The 25,790-nt window shown below is 47.5% G+C and carries 19 protein-coding genes; 14 read left to right on the forward strand and 5 right to left on the reverse strand.

Annotation, left to right across the window (positions count from 1 at the left end):
* Positions 1 to 9: 9 nt before the first annotated feature.
* The 9 genes from WBG78_RS27795 (at position 10) to WBG78_RS27835 (ending at position 14,400) form a co-directional block, all read left to right on the forward strand.
* Positions 10 to 3,402 (forward strand): SusC/RagA family TonB-linked outer membrane protein, encoded by a 3,393-nt coding sequence (locus WBG78_RS27795; protein WP_337329798.1) that lies wholly within the window; start codon positions 10 to 12, stop codon positions 3,400 to 3,402.
* A gap of 11 nt (positions 3,403 to 3,413) precedes the next feature.
* The gene (locus tag WBG78_RS27800; protein WP_337329799.1) at positions 3,414 to 5,066 is read left to right on the forward strand and encodes a SusD/RagB family nutrient-binding outer membrane lipoprotein; all 1,653 of its coding nucleotides are present in this window, start codon (positions 3,414 to 3,416) and stop codon (positions 5,064 to 5,066) included.
* Between the two features lie 165 nt (positions 5,067 to 5,231).
* Complete coding sequence (locus WBG78_RS27805; RefSeq protein ID WP_337329800.1) at positions 5,232 to 6,752, forward strand: metallophosphoesterase family protein; 1,521 nt, start codon at positions 5,232 to 5,234, stop codon at positions 6,750 to 6,752.
* A 131-nt stretch (positions 6,753 to 6,883) separates the two neighbouring features.
* A complete protein-coding gene (locus WBG78_RS27810) occupies positions 6,884 to 8,134 on the forward strand; it encodes a hypothetical protein (protein WP_337329801.1) in 1,251 nt (416 codons plus the stop codon).
* Between the two features lie 108 nt (positions 8,135 to 8,242).
* Positions 8,243 to 9,598, forward strand: a complete 1,356-nt coding sequence (locus WBG78_RS27815; RefSeq protein WP_337329802.1) for a PhoPQ-activated pathogenicity-related family protein — start codon at positions 8,243 to 8,245, stop codon at positions 9,596 to 9,598.
* Between the two features lie 67 nt (positions 9,599 to 9,665).
* Positions 9,666 to 10,532, forward strand: coding sequence for a glycerophosphodiester phosphodiesterase family protein (locus tag WBG78_RS27820; protein WP_337329803.1), 867 nt, complete (start codon positions 9,666 to 9,668; stop codon positions 10,530 to 10,532).
* Positions 10,525 to 11,886: a sialidase family protein gene (locus tag WBG78_RS27825; RefSeq protein ID WP_337329804.1), complete on the forward strand. Its 1,362-nt coding sequence runs from the start codon at positions 10,525 to 10,527 to the stop codon at positions 11,884 to 11,886. The genes WBG78_RS27820 and WBG78_RS27825 overlap by 8 nt, the downstream gene beginning before the upstream one ends.
* Positions 11,887 to 11,905: 19 nt before the next feature.
* A complete protein-coding gene (locus tag WBG78_RS27830; RefSeq protein ID WP_337329805.1) occupies positions 11,906 to 13,165 on the forward strand; it encodes a hypothetical protein in 1,260 nt (419 codons plus the stop codon).
* Between the two features lie 23 nt (positions 13,166 to 13,188).
* The gene (locus WBG78_RS27835; protein WP_337329806.1) at positions 13,189 to 14,400 is read left to right on the forward strand and encodes a DegT/DnrJ/EryC1/StrS family aminotransferase; all 1,212 of its coding nucleotides are present in this window, start codon (positions 13,189 to 13,191) and stop codon (positions 14,398 to 14,400) included.
* Positions 14,401 to 14,824: 424 nt separating this feature from the next.
* On the opposite strand, the gene WBG78_RS27840 is transcribed toward WBG78_RS27835, so the two are convergent.
* Positions 14,825 to 16,003 carry an AraC family transcriptional regulator gene (locus tag WBG78_RS27840; RefSeq protein ID WP_337329807.1) on the reverse strand — a complete coding sequence of 393 codons (1,179 nt, stop codon included), beginning with the start codon at positions 16,001 to 16,003 and terminating at the stop codon, positions 14,825 to 14,827.
* A 26-nt stretch (positions 16,004 to 16,029) separates the two neighbouring features.
* The gene (locus tag WBG78_RS27845; RefSeq protein WP_337329808.1) at positions 16,030 to 16,971 is read right to left on the reverse strand and encodes a dihydrodipicolinate synthase family protein; all 942 of its coding nucleotides are present in this window, start codon (positions 16,969 to 16,971) and stop codon (positions 16,030 to 16,032) included.
* Between the two features lie 301 nt (positions 16,972 to 17,272).
* On the opposite strand from WBG78_RS27845, the gene WBG78_RS27850 reads away from it, so the two are divergent.
* The 4 genes from WBG78_RS27850 to WBG78_RS27865 all read left to right on the forward strand — a co-directional run bounded on the left by WBG78_RS27850 (position 17,273) and on the right by WBG78_RS27865 (position 22,936).
* Positions 17,273 to 18,169 (forward strand): AraC family transcriptional regulator, encoded by an 897-nt coding sequence (locus WBG78_RS27850; RefSeq protein ID WP_337329809.1) that lies wholly within the window; start codon positions 17,273 to 17,275, stop codon positions 18,167 to 18,169.
* Positions 18,170 to 18,271: 102 nt separating this feature from the next.
* Complete coding sequence (locus tag WBG78_RS27855; RefSeq protein WP_337329810.1) at positions 18,272 to 19,537, forward strand: sugar MFS transporter; 1,266 nt, start codon at positions 18,272 to 18,274, stop codon at positions 19,535 to 19,537.
* Positions 19,534 to 21,072: a sodium:solute symporter gene (locus WBG78_RS27860; RefSeq protein ID WP_337329811.1), complete on the forward strand. Its 1,539-nt coding sequence runs from the start codon at positions 19,534 to 19,536 to the stop codon at positions 21,070 to 21,072. Before WBG78_RS27855 ends, WBG78_RS27860 begins: the two co-directional genes overlap by 4 nt.
* Before the next feature lie 205 nt (positions 21,073 to 21,277).
* Complete coding sequence (locus tag WBG78_RS27865; RefSeq protein ID WP_337329812.1) at positions 21,278 to 22,936, forward strand: sensor histidine kinase; 1,659 nt, start codon at positions 21,278 to 21,280, stop codon at positions 22,934 to 22,936.
* A gap of 32 nt (positions 22,937 to 22,968) precedes the next feature.
* On the opposite strand, the gene WBG78_RS27870 is transcribed toward WBG78_RS27865, so the two are convergent.
* Complete coding sequence (locus tag WBG78_RS27870; protein ID WP_337329813.1) at positions 22,969 to 23,556, reverse strand: TetR/AcrR family transcriptional regulator; 588 nt, start codon at positions 23,554 to 23,556, stop codon at positions 22,969 to 22,971.
* Between the two features lie 286 nt (positions 23,557 to 23,842).
* On the opposite strand from WBG78_RS27870, the gene WBG78_RS27875 reads away from it, so the two are divergent.
* Positions 23,843 to 24,427 (forward strand): NTP transferase domain-containing protein, encoded by a 585-nt coding sequence (locus WBG78_RS27875; protein WP_337329814.1) that lies wholly within the window; start codon positions 23,843 to 23,845, stop codon positions 24,425 to 24,427.
* A 10-nt stretch (positions 24,428 to 24,437) separates the two neighbouring features.
* Here the strand turns inward: WBG78_RS27875 and WBG78_RS27880 are convergent, their stop codons facing one another.
* Together WBG78_RS27880 and cobA are read right to left on the reverse strand one after the other, a co-directional pair.
* On the reverse strand, positions 24,438 to 24,917 hold the full coding sequence (locus WBG78_RS27880; protein ID WP_337329815.1) for a nitrate reductase associated protein: 480 nt from the start codon (positions 24,915 to 24,917) through the stop codon (positions 24,438 to 24,440).
* Positions 24,914 to 25,702: a uroporphyrinogen-III C-methyltransferase gene (gene cobA, locus WBG78_RS27885; RefSeq protein ID WP_337329816.1), complete on the reverse strand. Its 789-nt coding sequence runs from the start codon at positions 25,700 to 25,702 to the stop codon at positions 24,914 to 24,916. Before cobA ends, WBG78_RS27880 begins: the two co-directional genes overlap by 4 nt.
* Positions 25,703 to 25,790: the final 88 nt, after the last annotated feature.

A 25,790-nucleotide genomic window follows, 5' to 3' on the forward strand; every position in this document is an offset into this window, starting at 1 on the left:
CAATCACTTATGAGCGTAAACTTTTACTTAAGAAGGTGCTGCAGAGTGACGGGACAAATGATGCTGCTAACGGCAGCGCTACTGGTCTGTCAGATTTCTGCTTTTGCACAAGCGAAGGTTGCCGGGCGAGTGACCGACGGCCCAAATGGCGACGGTTTGCCAGGCGTAAACGTGTCTGTAAAAGGCACACAACTTGGAGCGATCACCGATTCAGACGGTCGATACAGTTTAGACGCCGGTAACGATGCAACACTGGTATTTTCTTTTATCGGTTATGCCAGTCAGGAAGCGAGCGTAGGCGGACGATCAACAATCGACATCGCTCTTGCAGCAAGCTCCGAACAGTTAGGCGAAGTAGTGGTAACTGCCCTCGGTATTGAGCGTGATGAAAGAACGCTTGGTTATTCAATCGCAAAGGTGAAAGGTGAAGACCTTACTCACGTCGCTCAGGAAAACGTACTGAACAGTTTGGCAGGTCGCGTTCCAGGTGTTACGATCAACTCAACAGGTGGTGCGGGTTCTTCTGTGCAGGTTACGATCCGCGGTGCTAAGTCGCTCGTATCTGGTAACCAGCCTTTGTTCGTTGTTGATGGTGTTCCCATGGTGAACTCGCTCAATAACGTTGGACAGGTCGGTAGCGATAACCGCGTTGACTATGGTAACGCGATATCAGATATCAATCCTGAAAACATCGAAAGCATCAGCGTACTGAAAGGCGCGAGCGCTGCAGCGCTTTATGGTTCACGTGCGGGTAACGGTGTAATCCTGATCACTACCAAGAGCGGAAAGAACGCAAAAGGTATGACGGTGAACGTAAGCTCGAACACTGTATTTGAGATTCCTTATCACTATCTGGACATGCATCACAAGTTTGCATCGGGATATCTGCCGTTTACGCCTGACAACTATCCAGGAGGTACCCTTGAAATCGATGAGACATCAGTTGGTGGTGTAGGGCCTGAACTGGACAAAGGATATAACGCCATTCAATGGAATAGCCCTACGGATGCCGATGGCAATCGCACAGCCACTCCGCTGCGTTCTTACAAGGACAACGTGAAGGACTTTGTGAATACCGGAGTAACTTCTACCAACGATGTTTCTGTTTCCAACAGCAACGATATTTTGAACTACCGGTTGGGCTATACAAACATGTCGAACAAAGGTGTCATTCCTGGTTCGGATTTGTATCGAAACAGCCTCGCATTGAATTCATCTGTGAAAGTTCACGAAAAGGTAAGGGTTAGTACAGCCGTTGATTTCACGAGAACGAACTCAAACAACAGGCCTGCTACCAACCGCGGAACTAACCCTATGCAATGGGCGTATGCGGTTTCTCCTCACATCAATATCAATGAGCTGAGAGATTACTGGAATGTGGAGGGTATCCAGCAACGTACACAGGACGACAATGCCGGTGAGTACAACAACCCTTACTTTTTGGCATATGAGGTACGAAATAATTTCGTGCGCGACCGTGTGCATGGAAACCTAAAAGCAGACTGGCAGATCACACCAGAATTGACTTTGATGGGCCGGTACTCACTGGATACCTATACTGAGCGCCGTGAGACTAAACTTCCAACCAGCTATACCAATCAGGAACGCGGTGGTTATGGTATCAACGATATCAAAACAACAGAGCGCAACATAGACTTCCTTTTGAGCTACGAGAAGAACCTTAGTGCGCTGCACCTGAATGCTTCGGTAGGCGGTAACACGCGATTCTTAAAGTCGACCAACGATTATACCCGTACCAAGAATGGCGGTGGTCTGATTGTACCTGGAGTTTATACACTTGCCAACATATCACCTTCTGATGTGGAATACGGAAGTTACCTGGGCCAAAAGGCTGTCAACAGTCTCTATGGAATGGTGAACCTCGGTTTCAAGGACTTTGTCTTTTTGGATCTTACTGCGCGTAACGACTGGTCAAGTACCTTGCCTGCTGAAAACCGTTCCTTCTTTTATCCTTCAGCAACTCTTAGCGTATTGTTGAATGAAGCGTTTGCTATGCCAACAGCGATCAGCCAGCTTAAACTCCGCGGTAGCATTGCCAAAGTGGGTAATGACACCGATCCTTATAATCTGATCAATACACTCGATGTACTGGAGGCTTGGGGAAATACTCCAAGGTTGTCTAAGTCGAACAGGATCCTCGTGCCAAACTTAAAGCCTGAGATGTCGACGGCTTACGAAGGTGGTCTTGATTTCAATTTGTTCGCCAACAAGGTGAGGTTCGGTGCGACCTACTACTACATCGAGAATGTGAACCAGATCTTCGATAACAATATCGCTTCTTCTACCGGGGCTGACTACCTGAAGTTTAATGCCGGTCTGGTTGCAAGTAAAGGTGTTGAACTTACTCTTGGAGTAACACCAATAGACAAGAACGGATTCCGTTGGGACGCCAATCTGAACTTCTCCAAGAACACAACTACTATCAAGGAGCTTACACAGGGTCAGGACAAGTTCATCTTCTGGCAGGATGCTAAAGGCGGTGCATGGAGCTACGTTGGTGATCGCGTAGGTGATATCTACGACAATCAATTGATTACTGTAGATGATAAAAATTCTCCTTACTATGGATATCCTTTGCTGGATGAGGATGGAAGCTGGCAATCGAAGTCTGCGGCTAACGCGAAGAACAAGATTGGAAACTTTAACCCTGATTTCCTCATGGGCTTGCAGACCAGTCTCAATTACAAGCGATTCACTCTGAGTTTGTCATTTGACTGGAGAGCTGGTGGCGAGTTCGTTTCACAGACGTATCGTTATAGCGAGTCTGACCTTAAATCACAGCGCTTCCTTGACAACCTGATCAATCCAGGTGGACGTTCAGGCGATGAGCTGCGTAACTATCTCGTGGCAAATGCTGATGAGCTGATCAAGGTAAATGGCAACAAGTTCAATATCGTAGGTGGTCCAACTGAAGAGTATGGTGGATTCCCCTTCGAGGCTTATGGCACAACCTTCCCTTATGGTGTGTTTAATCCTGGCGTAATTGCAGAATATGATGACGATGGTAACATCACTGGTTACGTTGAAAACCTTGGTGCCCCTGGAACGAAGATTATTCCTTACGGCGACAACTATCCATGGGACTTCACCCGTGCAGCAACATTCGATGCATCGTTCATCAAGTTGCGCGAGATCTCGCTGGGTTATTCAATCCCTTCAACACTTACTAAGAAACTTGGTTTGAGGAACGCAAACATATCAGTTTACAGCAGAAACATTATGTTGTGGACAGCTGCGAAGATTGGTGTTGACCCGGAAACGGCATATCAGCAGGAGTCTGGCGCACAGGGTGCACAAATCCAGTTCAAGCAAGGTATCGAACGCTACAACGTAATTCCGTGGACGATGCCAGTGGGCTTCAAACTCAATTTCACTTTCTAAAATCTGATCTTATGAAATTTAAGTATATAAGAAATCTGGGTGCATCGGCCATCTTCCTGGGAATGATGTTTGCCTGCGAAGATTTGACGGTGCTCAATGAAAACCCGAACGGATCATATCCAGCAACGGTGAACCCGAACCTGGTGATATCATCCGTGCTGACTGAAGCATCAAAGACTTATGTTAATCTCGGCTACGGGATAATAGGTGGCGTTATGCAGCATACTCAAAAGGATGGATGGTTCAGCGATCACAATAATTACGATTGGGCGAACCAGAGTTGGAGTGATGGATACTATAGCGTTCTTGAAGACAACCAGTTGGTTTATGATCGCGCTGTTGATCTGGGCCTGGAGTTCCATCAGGGAGTATCTCTTGTGGTGAAGGGATTCATGTTCGGATTGATCACTGATCTTTGGGGAGATGCTCCCTATACCAACGCGTTGAAAGGCGACAAGGGTGGCGAATATCTCAAGCCTAGTTTTGACTCACAGGAGACTATCTACGACGGTATTCTTGCCGATCTGGAAACTGCGAACACATTGTTGTCGAAAGCGCCAAATGAGTATGAAGGTATTTCTCCTGATGCCGATGTCATCTACGGAGGCGATGCTTCAGCATGGCGTAAGCTCGCCAACTCTTTGGCACTGCGCTACTACATGCGCATATCGGGCAAGAAAGCCGATGTTGCAAAGGCTGGTATTGAAAAGATCGCCGGCAATCCGTCGCAATATCCAATCATCAGCTCGTCTGACGAGGATGCAGCAATGTCGTTTCCCGGAGCAAGTGCTGGCACAGCATGGCCGAACACAACGAAGTTTGATGCGAGCGAAAGTAACTTCAGCCGTATCAAAATGTGCGCAACATTGCTGGAGAAGCTTCAGGATCTTAGCGACCCTCGTATCGGAGTGTGGGCAGCAAAGGTTAAGATTCCGCTGAAAGTGGATGCAACTCAACCTGCAGGTACAAACAAGATCATGGAGATCGATGGTAAGCAATACCGGGTTTTGTCTCCGGATGTTGTTGGCACTACGTCGATCAATACCGATCCTGAATATGTAGGTCTTCCTGCCGGCATGTCCGGTCTGCCTTTCACTTACAACTTCAACCCTACGAACAATCAGGGTCAGTACAATCCGCACGTGTCACAACTTGCTGATATGTACAAGGCTGCAAGCGGAGACATGCTGCTTGCCCGCTGGATATCAGCAGCTGAAGTACACTTTATTCTTGCCGAAGCAGGCTTGAAAGGCTGGGCGGTTGGTGATACGAAATCGCACTATGAAGCAGCTATTCAGGCTTCACTCGAGTCGTGGGGAGTTGATGATGACTATGACGATTATATCGCCGGAGCCGATGTTGCCTACAAAGGTACCCTCGACCAAATCATGGAACAGAAGTGGATTGCCAGCTGGACAGCGGCAACAGAGTCATGGTTTGACTATAGAAGAACCGGTCTTCCAGCCCTTCAGGCTGGTCCTGCCGGAAAGCGTACACAATTGCCAGTGCGTTTCTACTACATGACGAATGAGCTGTTGCTTAACGAAGCAAATGCAACGAGCGCACTCGAGCAGATTGAGGTAACAAATTATTCTCAGGCTGACGGCGAGAACAGCGCCTGGTCAAAATCCTGGGTGTTGCAGGGAACAGGTAAGCCCTGGTAAAATATCAAAGATTGGGTTTGGTTATTTAGTTAGTTAGTTTATCGGCGGGGCTTCATCGGCCCCGTCGGTTTTTTTTAACCGTAGACTAATGGAATTGGTTTCACACTGGTTCACAACGATAAATAGTAATTGAAACGGGATAAAGAATATCTAAGGAAGAAAGAGATGAGTAGAAAGCATTCGAAGAAGCGGATAGGTGTTGCGTTACTGGTGGGCGGAACGATCCTATCGTTTGTATTGTATACCGGTTTTTTGAGAGAGGTCGGTTTCGATGGAAGCCCTGAAGGACATGATCACTCAGATGTTTATCACGAAGAGAGTCATCTTCATGATCATGAAGAAGGTCATACACACAGCCATAGTGGAGATGTTTCGCATGATGAAGATTCTGAACATGAAGAGGATCACGAACACAACGACGGTCACCATGCAGATCACGAACACAGCCATGCCGCTGAAAGTGTAAGCCGTCAGTTCTATGCGACGCCTGAACCCGACCGCGTTATATTGAACGTAACAGAGACGCCTGAGAAATCCCTGGCTATCAACTGGCGAACAGATACTACAGTCGTTGAGAACTTTCTCGAATGGGCAGTGGCAACTTCCGGCCCCGAGTTTCAGGCAAACGTTTCGAGAGTACCAGCGCGAAAAGAGACGCTCCGGGTAAAGCATGGTGATGAACCCGTAATCAGAGCAAACTATTTTTCGGCTGAGCTTAACAATCTTACTCCCGGCGCACGATATGTATATCGCGTGGGTAGTTCCAGCGGATGGAGCGAATGGCACCAGGTGCGCATGCCTCGTCCCGATAGGCTTGCGTTCATTTATTTTGGTGATGCACAAAATGATATCAAATCATTGTGGTCGCGGGTAATACGCGAGGCGTACAAGACGACTCCCGATGTCGACTTCATGCTGCATGCCGGTGACCTTATCAATCGCCATGACCACGACCTTGAATGGGGAGAGTGGTTTTATGCAGGCAACTTCATTCACGCGACTATCCCGGGCGTTATGACTCCCGGGAATCACGAGTATGGAACGGGGGTAAAGTTATCGCCGAACTGGAGGCCGCAGTTTAATCTTCCTAAGAACGGTCCGAAGGGACTTGAGGAAACCTGTTACGTTGTTAATTATTCTAATCTGAAGGTAATTTCTCTGGATGCCGAACAGATTGATGAGTCGCCTTACTACCAGGAGAAGCAGGCGCGTTGGCTGGATTCTGTACTGACGAATGATCCGCGGAAGTGGACTGCAGTCACGCTTCATTATCCGTTCTTCTCCACGAAGCCAAACCGCGATAATGAGAAACTCAGGGGTACGTTTAAGCCCATCCTCGACAAGCACCGCGTTGATATCGTATTACAGGGACATGATCACGCTTATGGTCGCGGCATGGTGAACAACGTTACGGCTGGTGCAGGTGTGAAAGATACCAAGTCTGGTACCATGTATGTAGTATCGGTGAGCGGTCCGAAGATGTATGACGTATCCAATGATCCGTGGATGCAGCGCAAGGCCCGCAATACGCAGTTGTTTCAGATTATCAGTATTGAGGGAGATAAGCTCACTTACCAGGCTTATACGGCCTCTGGGGAGCTGTATGACGCGTTTGATCTGATCAAATCCGGGAAAAAGCCTAATAAGGTCGTTAACCGCATTCCGGCAACCCCGGAACGCCAGTAGAAGCTGAAAAAAACCGTTGCCTTAACCCGAAAAATAAGATGCGCAAAATGACGGTATTTCGTCCGTCATTTGCGTGATCTTAGTAAGCGCCCTGCGCCTGTCTTTCTAGCTTTGATAAACCCAGGCAGGTCATGAAAAAGTTGTTTACGATTGTTGTCCTCACGTTCGTTCTCGTTGGACAAATCAATGCTCAGTTCCGTGCAGGAGCAGCACTACGGGTGATTACACCCAATCCTTTGCTTCCGGTTTCGGGAGGCATCGGAGTTCCCAAACCATCAACTGAAAAAAAGGGTGACCTTTTCGTAAGGGCCGTCGTCTTTGAAAAGAACGGTACAAAAGTGGCCATCGTCAGTGTCGATAATCTCGGATGGCCCTCTGTTTTAGGTGATCAGACTCGGGCACTCGTAAAAGGAATACCACCTCAGAATATTCTTATCGGCGCAACGCATACGCACAGCGCGCCGGATGCCTACGGCTTTCCCGATGAAACAGGAAAGAGCAATGCAGATCTTAACTATCTGAAAAAGTGCGTCAGCCTCATGGCAGAGGCAATTCAGGAAGCGGAGAAAAATCTGCAGCCCGCATCATTGAAGATTGTGGTAGGAGAGGCCAAAGGAAAGATCGCTTACAATTATTATGCTCCTGAACTTTATGACCCGCGTTGTGGCGTGATACAGGCTATAGCCGAATCCGGTCCGAAGAAAGGCCAGGCCATTGCAACGCTCGTGAACTATGCGATCCATCCGGAGGTAATCGGATCGGGCAGGGGTATTCTAAGCCCCGATCTGTGCGGCCCACTCTATGACCGCATCGAATCACAAGGCGGAGGAATGGCATTGTTCATGAATGGTGCACAGGGCGGGATGGTTACTGCTGATACGCGGGCAGGTGAAGGAAAGGAAAACAATACCTGGGAAGAGTGTCAGCGGATCGGAAACTTACTTGGCGATGAGGCATTGAGGCTCATTGCAAATGCAGAGGTTGAAAAAGACCCGGTGCTGGCCTGTAGCTCAAGCGTTGTTACGTTTCCAATCGACTCGGAGATCATGCGGTACATATTGAAAAATTCGCCGCTTAAATTAAAGGCCTCGCCCGATAACACCGTATCAACTGTGGTTAACTATCTTAAAATCGGCTCGGCCCGCGCACTTACAATTCCTGGTGAGGCCCTTCCCAACGTCGGTTATTATGTGAAGCGCAAGATGAATGCTCCCAAACCTTTTCTGTTTGGCCTCACGAACGATGCATTTGGTTATATGCTTACGCGTGAGGACTTCAATAGTTTTAAGAGATATGAATACGTGAGTCGCACGAGTCTGGGTGAGCGCACCGCCGATATCTACGTTGAAGAAGCCCTTAAACTCGTGGAACGCAACCCATAACAACCCCGATTGTGGGAACATTGAGACTGAATGTTTTGGATCGATCATTTCTGAACAATCGAGAATCTATAAAACAACAAAGCCTAACAAATTCAACGCATATACAATATGAAGAAACTCCGATCAATATGTCTTGTCCTCTCAGCGGTGCTGGTGCTTACAGAAAGCTTCGCTCAAACCGTTCGACCAGAGAATGCTCTCGAGTCGTATCTCAAAACTGATGACAAGCGATATGAGTGGTCGATCCACAAGACTTACACTGTTGGCGATGTAACAGCGACCAGCATTTTACTTACGTCGCAGCAGTGGCATGAATACGTGTGGACACACGAGCTGATTGTACTCGTGCCTAAGGATGTTCAGTTTGATGGAGCCCTGTTGTTTATCAACGGTGGCAGCAACAAGAAGGGCATTCCTAATTGGGTGAAGGAGGATGACGGCCTGGTGAAGTCACTTGCAGAAGTGGCGACCAAGAATAAAGGCATCGTGGCCACCATTCGCCAGACGCCCAACCAGCCCCTCGCAGGCGACCTTACTGAAGATGCCCTGATCTCATACACTTTGCATAACTTCAAGAAGGACGGTGACTATACGTGGCCACTCCTGTTTCCGATGGTAAAGACTGCGGTGAAAGCAATGGATGCCGTTCAGGAGTTTGCAAAGCAGAAAGCCAATGTAAAAGTGAACCGGTTCGTTGTATCCGGCGCATCAAAAAGAGGATGGACAACCTGGCTAACTGGCGCAAGCGATCCAAGAGTAGCAGCAATTGCTCCAATGGTAATCGACATTCTTAACATGCCTGTAAACCTCGAATACCAGGTGAAGATGTTCAAAGGGTACAGCGAACAGATTGAGGACTATGTAAAGCTCGAGATACCGCAGACGGCAACCAGCGAAAAGGGCAGAGCGATCACAACCATGGTTGATCCTTATTCCTATCGCAAGAAGCTTACTATGCCAAAGATGCTCTTCATGGGTACCAACGATGAGTACTGGACTGTTGATGCTGTGAAGCATTACATCGACAGCATACCGGGCAAGAACTTCATTCACTACGTTCCCAATGTTGGTCACGACCTCGGCGACAAGAAGCAGGCACTGACCGCACTCAGTGCATTCTTCGGTGAAACGATCAGCAGCAAGCCATACCCGGCATTGACGCCGAGCATCACTTATTCACCGAAGAAGATAACAGTAAAGATCAAGGCTTCTTCAAGCGAGCTTACCGGTGTATCAATTTGGTCTGCGGACTCGGAGGATACGGACTTCCGCAATGACAAATGGAGTTCGAAGGAAGTAGTGATCAAAAAGAAGTCGGACATGGTGACTGTTGCTCCGGAATATCCTGCTTCGGGATACAGAGCATTCTATGTCGATCTGAAATACAAGGACCCTAATGGTGGCGAGTATACGGAGAGTACGAGGATGTATTTGACGGATACGGATGAGGTCTTTGTGAATTAAGAATTAAGAATTAAGAATTAAGAATTAAGAATTTTGGTTCGAGGGGTAGGCTAGTTTAGATGGATGTATGAAAGAGCTTTTTAAGATGCGGCGTGTTGCTGGTGTGGTTGTGCTGTTGGCGATTGGCTTGGCGGCAGCGGCGCAGGAGAGAGCGGATGTGTTGAGGAAGAAGTTGCTGGATCCCAACGGTGACGTTATGGTGGCGGCGCATCGCGCGGCACATGATAAGTATCCGGAGAACTCGATCGATGCAATCCGCGAGGCGATAAAGCTTCAGGTCGATATTATTGAAATCGACGTTAAAGTATCAAAGGACGGCGTTCCGTTTCTGATGCATGACCGGACCATGAATCGCACAACAAATGGCAAAGGCGATCCCGAAGAGCTCACCTGGGAGCAATTACAGCAGTATAACATTGTCGACAAGGGTAAAGTTACCGAATGGAAGATCCCTTCACTGGAAATGGCGCTCAAGGCTGCGCATGGAAACATTCTTGTTGATCTGGATTTGAAGACCGATCGCATTGATGATGTCGTTCGCGTTGTGGAGAAGACCGATATGCAGGATTACGTTCTCTTCTTTGATAGTGAGTATAGTGTGCTGCAACGTGTAAAAATCAAGAACCCGGATTTTATGATCATGCCGCGTGCTTATCGGATTACACAGGCGGATTCGGCTATCGCGATGTTCGATCCTCCCGTGGTGCATATTGACTTCGATTTTTATACACCCAAAACAGTAAGTGTGATCAAAGGGAGTATGGCGCGCGTGTGGATCAATGCCCTTGGCGAACCAGACCAGATCCTCAGAGATGGAAAGGCGAAGAAGGCACTTAAGAAGGTCCTGTATAATGGTGCCAATATCATTCAGACCGACGAGCCAGGTGCATTCGTCATGACTTTGCAAAAAGAAAAAATAGCAGCACATGACTAAAAATACATGGCGATGCGTTCCGTACACTAGTGCATGCGTTGTGCTGGTGATTATATTAACGGCGTGTACAAAGAAGTCTATCGAGCAAGCTCCCTTTCACGGGCAGATCGTATTTCCTTATCAGTCGGAACATGTGCACGGTTCTACGATCGTTGAGCTTCCCAATGGTGACATACTCACCGCCTGGTTTCAGGGTTCAGGTGAGAGGTGGGCGGATGATGTACGGATCATGGGTTCAAGATTAATCAAGGGTGATACGACGTGGTCGGCGCCTTTCGTCATGGCCGACGTAGATGGATTCCCCGATATCAATCCAATTTTGTTTATGGACCACAGCAAGCGCCTGTGGATGATGTGGTATCCCGTGCTCGCGAATCAGTGGGAGACTTCGATACCTATGTACCGGTTAAGCGAGGACTACAATTCTCCGGGAGCACCAAAGTGGAATTGGCAGGACGTTTTGTTCGTAAAAGTTGGTGATAAGACGGAGCGCGGCATTCAGCCCAACGATAAGTTCGTAAAGCAGGTAGATGAACAGCTTCGCGATTACGAAGCGTATCTGAATTCAACGCTGAAGCAAAGCATGGGCGACAGCGCCTGGAAGGCATTGCTTCCTGAATGGAATCGCTATAAGGTGAAGATGGATAGCCTGTCGCGCGGGCAAAACATGGTACGCGGTGGTAAACTAAAGACGAACACCGGATGGGATGAGTCCTCCGGTTTAGGATATCCGCTTACGCGACGCATCGGCTGGCAGACAAAGAACAAGGCCGTTTTTTCAGGTGAGCGTATGATCGTACCGTTGTACTCCGACGGCTTTGACTGTACGTTGTTCGCACTCACTGATGACGGCGGCAAGACCTGGACGTATAGCAACCCCGTATTGGGTGGCGCAGGTATTCAGGCAACCATAGTACGCGCAGCTGATGGGACTTTGTCGGCCTACCTTCGTGACAACGGACCACCACCAAGTCGAATGCAGCGCACAGACTCTCATGACAATGGTGTCACCTGGAGTATCCCTAAAGATGATTTGCTGCCCAATCCCGGTGCAGGCTTTGATGCAGTAACCCTTCCGAACGGTGAATGGCTTATGGTGTTTAACGATACCGAGTATGAGCGTTTCAATCTGTCGGTGGCCATATCCGATGATGCCGGCAAGACGTGGAAGTGGAAGAAGGCAATTGAAAACGATACGCGCAACGAGAAGCAGACTTCCAGTCACTATCCATCGGTCGTGGTGGGTGCAGATGGAAGGATTCATGTGTCTTACAGCTACCATCGCGATGACGTTACTCCTGGTAAGACTGTGAAGTATGTGACCTTCACAACAGATTGGGTAAAAAATCAGTGAGCCCTAAAAAGTCTCAGCTATGCAATCAAACACTACGAAGAAAAATGAAGTTATAACGGCATGCCTGCTGTCTGCACTTGCGTTTGGCACCGCCTGGGCTGTACGCGGAAAGTTTGGCCATGAGCAGGGAGCTGCCTGGGCAGGAGGCATCGGGGCAATGGGTGTGATTCTCGTCGCTAAACGCGCTGATTGGTATAACCGTATGTGGGAGATCGTTCTTGCCTCGGCTTTCGGCTGGGGCCTGAGTGGCATGATCAGTTACGGTGCCGTTGTTGGTTACGCAAGAGCCGATGATTTCATTAATATCTTCTATGGGCTGTCGATGTTGTTTGTGATTGGAAGCCTGTATGGATTTCTCGGAGGGGGGCTGTTCGCACTTTCGCTGAGTGACACCAAAGAGGACCGTGTTCCGTGGGCAGTGCTGCTCACAGAAATGTTAGCCTTCGGGTTGCTTACCTATGGACTTTTAATCAATCAATTGGGATGGCTGATGACTCCGCCGCGGTCTGAGTTGTGGGCGGCGTGTCTGGGTGCCTGCATTCCTGTGGGGTGGTATGCCTTCAGAACAAACAAGCGGCAGGTTCTGCGTGTAGCCATCTGGTCAGCCCTTGGCAGCGGATGGGGATTTGCATTTGGAAACTTCCTTCAGGTGATGGCTAACGCTGTCAACTTTCCGATGAACCCCTGGAACATCATGGAGTATTCTATAGGCTTCTTCGGCGGGTTGGGAATGTGTTACAGCACGCTGACATCGACGTGGCCGGTGCTTGAAGTTAGAACGTCAGGTGCAAACAAGATTGCTGCGGCTCTTGTGCTAATCGTAATCCCCTTTGTCGTGTGGGACCAGTCATTTAACCCGAAACAATTGGATCATATATTAAAGCTTGGCGGTACAGAAAGTTTAATCACTGTGTTTCAATGGATCGCTATAATTACGATAACACTGATGGCTGTTGCTTTATGGCGTACTGTTTCAAAGAAGGTCACTGATTATTCGACAGTACAAAGGACATTTGTTCTGTTTGCGGGAGCTTATATTCTGTTGAGCTTCCTGCTTACCGGCATTGCCGTGCACCCTGTAGAGCAGTACCTTTATCTGGTTAACGTGGCCGTCATCCTGATTGTGGCCGCCCGAATGCACTCTCCATTCACGACGAGAAACGAGCCAGCGACAACCTGGTTGGTAACTGCGATGAGCGCTGTAGCAGTTATCGCGCTGCTCACGTTGGTTGTGCTGACCTGCAATCCGAAGATGCTGGATACAGTGGGGAGGTTTTGATTTAGAATTTTTAATCGATAGTGATGAACGCAACTTCAAAGGAATCTCAGAAAATGGTCACCAAAACTTTTGCGTGGCCAGTGTTTGATGAAAGCGATGTTAATGCCGTTACCGATGTAGCCCGAAGCGGTGCCTGGGGCAATCCCGACTGCAGTGGACTGGTGGAGAAGTTTGAAAAGGAGTTTGCTGCCTTTTGTGGAAGTAAATACGCGGTGACTTGCGCCAACGGTTCGGTGTCACTCCGACTAGCGCTTATTGCCGCTGGTGTACGTCCAGGCGATGAAGTGATCGTGCCGCCGTATACTTTTATTGCTACAGCTTCTGTTGTTATTGAATGTAATTGCGTGCCGGTATTCGTTGATATCGACCCCAATACTTACAATATTGATCCAGACAGGATTGCTGAGGCGATAACACCACGTACGAAGGCGATCATCCCTGTTCACTTTGCAGGTCTGTCATGCGACATGGACCGCATCATGGCCATAGCAGAAAAGCATAACCTTACCGTTATCGAAGATGCAGCCCATGCTCACGGTGGCATATACAAAGGCAAAAGGCTCGGCACCATCGGTCATGCTGGGAGTTTCAGCTTTCAGTCTTCAAAGAATCTCAATTCAGGAGAAGGAGGTATCGTTGTTACCAACGATGAGAAGTTGTATGATCGCATAAACAGCCTGCGCAACGTAGGACGGGTAAAAGGTGGAATGTGGTATGAGCACCACTTCCTCGGATGTAATTACCGCATCACTCAGTTTCAGGCTGCACTATTGTCCAGCCAGCTGAAACGCCTCGAAGCTCAGACGACAACCCGCGATGGCAACGGCCGTTACCTCAATCAATTGCTGCAGGATGTAAAAGGCGTGACGCCATTGTTGCTTCCAGACGACGCAGACGTTCATACCTTCCATTTGTACATGTTCCGTTACGATGAGTCGCATTTTAAAGGAATGCCTAAGCGCGATTTTGTGGCCCGACTGATCGAAGAGGGTGTTCCTGCTTCAGCCGGTTATCCTTATCCATTGTATAAGCAAACTGTTTTTCAGGAGAAGAACTTTATGTGCTATGCGATCCCGGAAGACGTGGACTACACGAAGGTCTTTTGTCCGGTGGCCGAGCGGGCGTGCGCTACGGAGGCCGTGTGGATACTGCAGCACGCTATGCTGGGAACGCGGGAAGATATGGAAGCATTTGCCAGGGCGATAGGGAAGGTCCAGAGAGAGGTGTTGCAGTGATCAGACTTTCACAATAACTGTGAATGATACACGTGTGATTTCGTGCTCGCCGTTCTCTATAGATCTTCTATAGTGCTTCTATAGCTGCTCTATACTTTCTCTATATGCGCTCTATACTTTTCTATACCTGCTCTATACTTCTCTAGAGTTCTCTATACCTTGTCCGATCCGGATTTAACTATACAGTCTTTTTGGATCCGGACTGGGCTATACACTGGTCCGGAATTTGGTAACACAGATGATCGAATTTGCCTATACGATTCATCAGTGAAGCGTTGTCGGCACGGGATTATTAATTCCAGAAACAACAGGAACTGATGGAGCTTAGAACGCCTGGGATAAGCTGAGATAAACAGCGAGTGCCCCGAAGGGCACTCACAGACGAAGAACTCCAAATACTTCGTGCCTCGTATCGACGATTCCTTTATGAGGCTTGTTTCGTGATGAGAAACTTTTTCCGGTACTCCATTGGCGTCAGACCCTTGATCTGTTTGAATTGACGAGCAATATTTTTGCTGTCGCTGAGTCCAAGGTCGAGAGCGATCTCAAATATTGACAATTCAGTCTCCAGAAGTTTCTTGGTGAATTGTTCGATCCGTTGTTTGTAGATGTATTCGTACACCGGATATCCGGTTGTCTGCGCGAATCTCTTTTCCAACGACCTTCTCGACAAGGGAACTTCTTTTAATATCTGATCAACCTTTAGATTCTTGTCGAGGTTTTGATGAATGAACTTCAACGCTGTAACAATGTAAGCATCCTTGCTCGCGAAGAAATCGGTTGACAATCGTGTCACTACCTGAGTTGCCTGGACAATGATGTCGGCCTGATTTCCACAGTCCTTGTTTCTGATCATTCTGTCCATGAGACGAGCAGCTTCGTATCCACCTTTCTCAGTATCAAGCGCAATGCTTGACAGAGGAGGATCGGAAAGTTCGCAGACCATCTCATCATTGTCGACACCGAGAACGGCTACTTCATCAGGGATCCTGATGCCAGCGTGACGTGCTGCTTCCGTGATGTGGTGCCCCTGGTTATCATCACAAGTCATTACCCCAATTGGTTTCGGCAGCGACTGGAGCCACTCGCTCAATTCCGAAGGCTTGTAATACCAGAGATCTTCTTCGGTTCTGGAGTCCTTGTGTTCATAATAATGGACGTCGTAGCCGGCGGAACGGATTCGTTCTTCGAAGCCCTGGGCACGCTCGCGTGACCAAACGATGTTGTTAAACCCGTAGAAGGCAAAGTTTGTAAACCCCTTTTTCAACAGATAGTCGGCACCTAATCTTCCCGTTTCAAAATACGAGCTGGTGATGTTCGGCACAGTGTGGAGTCGCTCCTTGTAGTCCTGCGCGACAACCGGAATACCGGCCTTCGTGAACACCTGCGCCTCTTCGTCGTCTTCAAAACGACCAATTACGCCATCGGCTTCCCATTCTTTGGCCCATTTCAGCATTCCCTTGAGACCCAATTTTTCACGATAGTTGTTGGGCATTCTGCAAAAAGTCCACGGACCGTGGTCCTTCGAATAGCGGGTAATTCCACGCAACAGGTCTTTTCCGTATTGCTCTTCGAAATCGCTTAGTAGAATGATCTTGATCATAATAACAGCGTTTAAATGGTGGGTATTTAAATTACGGTAGTGCTTAATTTCTTCGGCGTATAGGCAAACAGTGGTGTGGCCTTTAATTTCTGAAACAGTACTTCGCTGTCGGCAGGTGTAAGGCTGTTGAGTGGACGACGAACCGGTCCGCAGTCAACACCCAGAAACTTCATTATTTCTTTGCCCGAAATGATGTTGTTGTAAGCAAGAATGATGTGGTAGATCGCATCAGCATCGGCCTGCAGTTTTGCAACGGCCTCTGAGTCGCCGCTCTCAATTGCATCAACTGCCTGCAGGTAGAGCGCATTCATATAATTATAGGTGCTACCCACCCAATGCCTGTTGCCACCCGGATAGAGCATGGTAAATACTTCATCGGTTCCCCAATAGAGTGAATACTTTCCTTTGGCAAAGTGGAGGCAGTGCTGGTAATCAACGAGGTCGTTGGCGCTGTTCTTGATACCCGCAAAATTCGGTATGCGCTTGGCGGCCAGCTCAATGAATCGAATCATGGGAAAGTGCACGCCTGTAAGCGAAGGAATATGATAGTAGAAGAACGGAATTGATGGAGCTGCTGCAGCAACGTAAACGCATTGATTGATCAGATCATTGATATCCTTTGGCCTGAAGTAGAACGTAGGCACCATCGCAATTCCATGTGCGCCACGCGACTGAGCATGTTCGGCCATTGATGCAGCTTCGAGGAGATTACTGCTGCCCACATGGACTACGATCTTAAGATTGTCGCGCCTGTTGTTTTGTTCGTTCATCCAGGCATCGGCAAGCTGAATGCGCTCAGCTGTACTTAAAGACATACACTCACCTGTGGTGCCATTCAGAAAGATTCCGTTTGCCCGAACGTCATGGCAATGAGTATACAGATCGGGAATGCGGGAAAGGTTCAACGAACCATCTGGCAACATGGGTGTAAAGGATGCGCAGAGGATCTCAACAGTATTCTTTTTCATTTGTATTTTTTTGCGTAGGTGGCGTCTCACATGCAGTCTGACCGTCAACTGAGATCATGATACCATTGGAAGCCAATCGTCAGGTATCATGGTGTGTCCTGCCCTCCGTAAGAAGGACATTTCAACGTGTTTGCGGAGTTGCGGTAGTTGGTGTGTTTGACGAAATGAAGTTCAGAATACTGTCAGGCGTTTTCAATGGAGCCGTTTATTGAAAAGATGTATAAAATTCTGGTTTCGTCTGAATGGATTATTTACCTTCATTGCAAAACACCTTCTATTATTAAAGTGTTATCAGTAGGTTATGCTACCAGGAGCCACTGCTCACTGCCGTTACGCTGCAGTACCAGATAATATCTATCGACGCATTAAAAACAATGCGCTTTGCAGCAACTTCTATGTTGCTGAAATCGGATTTGACGAAGAGAGTATTTATTCTCCTTCTCTGACAAACCGAAAGCCCGATGAGTACCTTCTCTTCTATGTTGCTAAAGGGAGAGGATCATATCGGTCAAAGCGTTCTCTTTATGAAATGGAAGAGAATGACTATTTCGTAATGCCTGTCCGACTGGTCACTGCCATTCAAAGTTTTCCCGGAGAAACATGGACGATATTCTGGGCTGTATTCGCCGGCGATCATGCAACTGATGTGTCGCGGTATCTTATGGGGAAAGATTTCAAACCGAAAAAAGCCAAGCCGCTTGTGGGTCGTGTAGCGCAGTTTAATGATATTTTACATCACATGGACCTGATGGACAATGTTGAGAATCTTGTGTATCTCAACAGTCGGTTTTATTCGTTTGTTTGTTCCTTCAAGTTGAAAGTTCTCGCAGCACGAATACATAGTAAGAAGGACCGGGCAATTCATACCATAGAGTTTATGCGGGCCAATCTCGACAAGGCAATAACGCTTGAACAACTGGCGTCGAGGGCCGGACTTTCAGTGTCTCATTATTGTGCTGTGTTTAAGAAGAGGACGTCGCAGACGCCCATGCAGTTATTCACTTCTATGAAAATCCAGCGTGCGTGCCAGTGGTTGCTGAACCGAAACGTGACGATCAAGGCGATCGCCTATAGTCTCGGCTTCTTTGATCAATATCACTTCTCTAAAGTATTTAAGGAGGTGATGGGAGTTTCTCCAAAACTTTATAAAAAGCAGCGAAGCGCCAAACCGGCTATTTCGCAAATTGAGGGTTATTAATCGTTAAATGCCCGCATAGTCGTGATGAATTATCACACCTTGAACTTATCGTCCATCTTAGGAATCGCGTGCCCGAGGTACAGCGTCCGGTTTTGAATGCGTATGAAGAACACACTCATTGTCATCCTCATCTTTCTGATCTTTTCGGTCATCTCATTTCTGACAAATATTCTGGGACCTTTGGTTCCTGATATTATCACAAGCTTTGATCTGAGTATTGGTCTCGCCGGTTTCCTTCCTTTTTCCTTTTTTGTTGCCTATGGCGTGATGTCGGTACCAGGCGGATTGCTAATTGAGCGCTATTCAGAGAAGACTGTAATTCTAATTGGCTTTATCGTTGCTTTCGTAGCCGCACTCTTCTTCGCTGTGTTGCCTGCCTTCGGTACGGCGCTCTTTTCTCTTTTTACAATTGGTATTGGAATGGCGATGCTGCAAGTGGTGATCAATCCGCTGCTCCGTCATGCCGGAGGTGACAAACATTTCGCTTTTAATTCGGTGCTTGCAAACTTCTTCTTTGGTGCAGCCTCGTTTCTCAGTCCACTTTTATACAGCTACCTGGTGAATAATATTCAAACAGGATCAGCGGACCCGTTTGTTGCCCTGTTTGATGACCTCGTTTCACCCAACCTTAAATGGGTTTCATTGTATTGGGTATTCGCAGCCACGAGCCTGGTGATGATACTCATTGTTTATCTCGTAAAGTTTCCGAAAGTTGAGCTTAAGGACGATGAAAGAATTGAGACGGGTGGAGTATTGTTTAAGCTTCTTAAGAACCGGACCGTAATTTTATATTTTATTGGTATCTTTTGTTATGTCGGCACGGAACAGGGTATTGCCAACTGGACGTCGAAGTTTCTTCAGATCTATCATGGCGTTGATCCTGCAACGCAGGGGGCAGACGTCATATCTTCATTCTGGGGACTGATCACAGTTGGTTGCTTTGTCGGGTTGTTGCTGTTGAAGTTGTTCGATAGCCGGTCAGTGCTTGTCGTGTTCGCCATCGGCGCGCTTACGGCTCTGCTATCTGCATTGTTCGGTGGTAAGGACGTTGCACTATGGGCATTCCCGACGACAGGTTTCTTTCTTTCGATCATGTGGTCGGTGGTCTTTTCGCTGGGCATGAATTCTCTTCCATCACATCATGGTACTTTTTCAGGGATCTTATGTACAGGTATTGTGGGAGGTGCTGTTGTACCTTTGATTATCGGAGGCATTGCTGAACTGATTGGACTTCAGTTCGCGATGCTGATCATGGTTTTCACGCTAGGATATGTTCTTAGTGTGGGCATATGGGCAAAACCTCTCGTGAACAATGCCACAGTGAAATTCAGTGAACTCTTCTCTCGTAAAACCGTGTCTGAGTCATGAGCGAATTACCTATTGTAGATATTGCAATCATTGGCCTTTATCTGCTGGCGATGATCGGCATAGGATTCTATTTTTCGAGGAAGAACAAGAATGCCGACCAATTTACCAAGGCCTCGGGCCATATTCCGGGATGGGCGTTGGGACTAAGCTTCTACGCAACGTTTTTAAGCAGCAACACATTTCTTGGTGTTCCGGGAAAAGCCTTTGGCAGTAACTGGAACTCCTTTGTTTTCAGTTTGTCGATGCCGCTGGCTGCCTGGGTAGCGGCGAAGTATTTTGTCCCGTTCTATCGTAAGACCGGAGAGATCAGTGCATACACACATCTCGAGCATCGGTTTGGTGCGTGGGCCCGCACTTATACCATGGCGTGTTTCGTGCTGACACAACTTGCCCGTATGGGCTCTATTTTCTTCGGAATAGCTCTGACGATCGAAGCACTTACCGGGATCGATATGCGCACGATCATGATGGTAAGCGGTATATGTATCATCACGTATACTCTATTGGGCGGCATGGAGGCAGTAATATGGACAGAAGTTGTTCAGGCCATCATTAAAACAATCGGAGCTGCCGCCGTTGTTTGGCTGGTCATGTCCCGTATGGAAAACGGCATCTCGGATGTTTGGCATATCGGTGGTGTGAATGAAAAATTCAGCCTTGGTAGTTACAGTCTTTCTGATTGGAGCTCATCAACGTTTTGGGTTGTGCTGTTATACGGGTTTTTCATTAACCTCAATAATTTTGGAATCGATCAGAATTACGTTCAACGTTATCACGCCGCCCGTTCTGAGAAGGAAGCAGCGCGAAGCATATGGTTGTGTGTATATTGGTACGTGCCGGTTTCGCTGGTGTTCTTTTTCATAGGCAGTGCCTTGTTTGCCTATTTTGATCAGCATCCCGAACTTATTCAGCATGTCAAGGAACAGGTTGCATTGGAGAAAGGAATCGCGGTTGGAGCCCTGGTTCCATCGGACTATGGCGATAAAGTGTTACCTCACTTCATGGTTACCAGCGTGCCCCATGGTCTTCTTGGGCTGATCATTGCCGCGATTTTGTCTGCAGCGATGAGCACAATCAGCAGCGGTATGAACAGTAGCGCAACCGTATTTCTCAAAGATATTTATCAGCGATACATTGATAAGAGCATCACGCCGCGCCGTGAAATGATGGTGCTATATGTCTCGACGGCCACGATGGGCGTGCTTGCAATTGTTGCAGGCATAGCCATGATTGGTGTAAAAAGCATTCTTGATCTTTGGTGGCAGCTGGCGGGTATTTTCTCCGGCGGTATGCTTGGACTTTTTCTGCTGGGCATGCTGAGCCGTACCGCGGGCAACTTTGAGGCTAAGCTCGCGACAGTGATTGGCATCATTGTTATTCTGTGGATGACCTTTTCATTCATGTTGCCGGAAGAGTTGAACGCAATAAGAAATCCGTTTCACTTGAATATGGTCATCGTTGTGGGGACACTATCCATATTTCTTGTGGGTGCCATTACAGCCAGACTCCGTAGACCTACGGCACAACATGCCTGAACGATTTCCGGCAAAACATTTTTGAACGTTCGCACAACCAATCCTGCCTTATGATCACCGCAGGCGGTGTTTGTTTTCCATTGAGGGCCAGCGAGATGCGATGGTATTGGAAATACGTGGGATAAGCGATAAATTGGGAGGAGTGGCATTGTTTAACTGCCGTTACCCACCCGACTTTAAGCCCAGCTGACCTATTTCTTTATTGATGACTAGCAACAGGTTCGAAAAATATGCGATTCATGCCTTGATGATATCCATAGCTGGTTTGCTATTGCTCAACATCTTTTTGATTTATCGCAACAGCCGGGTCATCGAATTGAACAAGCAACTGCAGGAAGAGGCGGAAAAGATCAAAGTAAACACGCTCGATATCATCCGGACTATCCATCAGATTGACATGGGTTTGAGGGCATATGCATTGATTGAATCGCCGGTGCAGTACAAAGTTGTTACAGATGGCTATCCAAGACTGGACACGATCTTTGTCAACCTGCGACGTTCACTTTCGAGGCAGGATTTTCCCATGCATAGTCTTCAGTCGCTGGAAGATTCTACGTATCAATATCTCGATACGGTGAACGCGATGATTGACATGCTGCACGCAAAGAACCTTGAGGGATTTAAGAACGTGCTCAGGAAAGACCTTGGCTATTTTACTTATAAACACTATCTCCGCTTTTCTGCCGAGGTCACTTCCTTTGAAGATAATATAGCCACCAACGCAAAGGCCCGCTACAACCGCGCCCTGGAAAACAGCTATTGGCTGCAGATTGCGTTGTTCCTTATCACAGTGCCTGCCCTGATGATGATGATGCGGCTTTTCGATCGCAACGTAAAAATATCGCGCATGCTGGGAGAGGCCGAACGGGCGGCCATCAATTCACTGGCATCTCAAAAGGAGGATCTGGAACGACAAGTGGCGGCACGCACAAATGACATCGTGGAACAAAATCGCGAGATCATTGCGCAGAACGAAGAGATCCGACAGCATAATGAACAGATCATGCTGCATCAAAAGGAGATCGATCGCCAGCGCATCGATGTTCTTGATAAGAACGAAAGGTTGCAAGAGGCTTATGAAACGATCGAGCGCCAGAACCTCATCATTCAACAGAAGAACAGGGAATTGATGGCCGAAGTTGATCATCAGACACAATACCTCAGAATGAAGAACCAGGAGCTTGCTGAACAGAATGCAAGACTGGAACAATTTGCATACATCATTTCTCACAATCTCCGTGCGCCTATGGCAAGATTGGTGGGATTGGCCAGCGTGCTGAGAAAGTCAGGTGACGAGGAGGAAAAATCGGACATCATCGATCTTATGGTGAGGTCCACAGCGGATTTTGATGAGGTGTTCAGAGACCTATCAATGATACTCAGTATTCAGAAATTGAGCCCTGCAGTGTATACAACGATACCCCTGGATCAGGTCACGCAAAAGGTGATGAATCAACTTTCGTCTGAAATCAGGGATACGAGCGTAGAAGTTAAGACTGATTTTTCAGAGGTTCCTTTGCTGCATTCGCTTCCTCAGTATGTCGAAAGCATTTTCTTTAACTTGATTAGCAATTCAATTAAGTACAGAAGTCCCGATCGTTCACCCATCATAAACGTGCGTTCACGTCGGGACAACGGCTCGACACAGATCATATTCTCAGATAACGGCCTCGGTATTGATTTGAACCGTCATCGCGATACCGTATTTAATTTGTACAAGCGTTTCCATTTTCACGTGGAGGGCAAAGGATTGGGACTCTACCTGGTACGGACGCAGGTAGAAGCGTTAGGCGGAACCATTCGTATCGAAAGCGATCCGAAAATAGGTTCGATATTCACCATTTCACTACAGCACTACGATTAATCTGTTCCATCAATCGCATTCCTGTTTACTGATTAATTGCTTTCAGCAAGGTATTTCCACAACATCTCCGGCATGTGTGTGTTCGCGCTTTCATTACGACCGGCTACACGCGTCTTCATCTGAGCTGCCGTCAATACGTTCTCGTGAAACAGATAGGCAATGGTTTCTGCATCGGACACATCCAGCAGACCAGATGGTGCGTTGCTGAAAAATTCTATCAGACGTTGCGAATGGCCGGGATAGAGTTTCACTGAACGTGCATTCTTTGACAATACATCGTATTGCAGCAAGAGCGCAGGTAGGCCTGGCGTTGATGAATAACTATTGTATAATCTTTTCCAGAGATCGAAGAATCGATCCTTGAAGGGCCGCACGCTTGAACGTGTTGCTTCGTCGATTATATCATTTATGCTGCCAACGGTGTATTCAATCAGATCGGCAAGTAAATGTGTTCTGTTTTCAAAAATGTATGCCACGGTTGCTTCGCTCATTCGAGCTTGAAAGGCGATCTCCTGCATGGTAGCATTTAAGAATCTTCCATTGCCGATGAGTTGCATGGAAGCATCGAAGAGCAATTTCCTTTCCTGTACAGTGCTTTTTGGACTTAACGTCTTTTGCATTGTTAATGAGTTAGTGGTGTTATTCAGAGAGCGGTTTCCTGTAATCTTGCGTTCAAAAAAATCAGACGCCGCCTTTAATTGGTGTACCATGCAAAATTAACACCATTTGGCTTATGAATGTTCGTCAAAGACGTTATAGTGCCATGTTTCCAAAATAAGCAACGTTTGCGTAGACTTCGAATGTTGCAGTTTAAAGGCAGATGTAAGAAAGTCTATTTAAAGTAAAACTTTACGTGAGGTATTAATCCACACGTGAAAAGCACTAACTCGGAGTTATCTTAGTGAAATGGATCTGCCACTTTTAAACGGACTTGTACTTGCCGGCGGTCTGAGTACTCGTATGGGAAGCGATAAATCGTTGATCGCTTATCATGGAAAGCCTCAACGCGAATATCTTTTCGAGTTGCTTCGACTTGTATGCAAAGATGTTTGTGTTTCGTGCCGGCGCGATACCGATGTTCCTTCATCCTTGAATCCGCTTCCCGATAAATTCGAGATCAGGAGTCCATTGAATGGAATTCTTTCCGCGTTCGAAGTTCGTTCCGATCGTGCGTGGCTAACTGTACCCGTCGACCTTCCTAATATTTCAGGCGAGGTGTTTAAAAGTATTGTATCTCATCGCGATGCCACTAAGCTCGCTACCTGTTTTTTTGATTCATCGGCTGGAAGCATTGAGCCACTGCTCGCCATATGGGAGCCCGGCTCTCAAGCTTTGCTTGCTGCAAATGCAGCGAAAGGCGACATCAGTCCGCGTTCATTTCTTTTGACTCATGATGTTAAGGTGGTTTATGGAATGGATCACTCCATATTTCTGAACGTTAATGATCCCACATCACGCGACGCTTATGCTTCGGCGAATTTGGGCAAGTAGTGAAGGCTGATCATGCCAGGTTAAATTCCACGAGCGCCCTTCGGAAATTCTTATGCTCATGTTCACTTGAACTCAGTTTGATCAGTGCAAAGCGCTGTAGTTCACGAAGCCCGTTCCATTGCAAATAGGAAATATAACTTTGAAGTTCATCCAGTCGGGTACGGACAATTTCGGGCACATCTTTACCGTATTCCCACGGGGCGTCAACTATGGGTGCCAACGGTGTGGCTGTTTGTCCAGTGTGATGCCAGATCAGCCCTTTCAGATATCGCCTGTACGTCTCAATGTCAGCCTTCGTTACACAGGGCATTGTTGCGAGCGCCTCGCGTTCAGGGGGACTGAAGCGGCTCCATTCCCTGAGTTTTAATTTTATTCCACACGCATCAAGTTTGTATCTGACAATCATAGGTATGCACCTGATGTTGTCTTCAATAAAGTCTTCTTCAAACTGAAAGTATTCTTTCGATACAGATTGGAATATGGTATTCATAAGTGGTTCGGTAAAAGTGATGGTTGATAGGTACGTACAATTGGTTCAATAGATGAAAGGGTATTTTCAACTACGTTACCAACGATGATTACAGCCGGAGCCGATATCTGATGCGTTTCAGCGTCGGCGGTTATGTTATTTGCATTGGAATACACTTCTCGTTGGCCCGGTGTTGACGCATGTTGTACGATTGCCATGGGCTCCAGTGGCGATCTGTACCGGGCTACCAGCGCAGCTATTTCTGCCAGTTTACCTAAGCCCATAAGAATGACAATTGTAGCGCTGGATTGTGCCGCATAGGTAATGTCGGTGCTGAGTCCGCCATCGGATAGGGTTCCCGTTACTACCCAAAAGCTTTCATTAACTCCGCGTTGCGTGACCGAGATGCCGGCGAGGGCAGGGGCAGCCAGAGCGCTGGTAATTCCCGGAACGATTTCAGCGTGGATACCGAACCGTAACAGGTATGCAGCCTCCTCGTGACCCCGACCGAAGACAAAGGGATCACCGCCCTTAAGTCTTACCACAAGGAAATGGTGATGAGCATGCCAAAGGATAAGTCTGTTGATCTCGTCCTGACTGAGTGAGGCATTCCCTTTGCGCTTTCCTACGTAGACAAGTTTGCACCCGGGCCGGCAGCGCTCCAATATTTCAGTATTTACGAGCGCGTCATATAGAACCACATCGGCTTCTCTCAGTAGGCGATCGGCTTTAATAGTGAGCAGCTCGGGATCGCCGGGACCTGCGCCCATCAGCACTACTCGTGATTTTTCGTCGTCCGTACTCATTTACTTAAATTAATTACGTAATAATACGCAGAAAATGATTTGATCTCAAATCTAAAGTACGTATAATTACGTAAAATTATACTAAACC

The organism is Chryseolinea sp. T2 (assembly GCF_037203685.1).
Classification (GTDB): Bacteria; Bacteroidota; Bacteroidia; order Cytophagales; family Cyclobacteriaceae; genus Chryseolinea.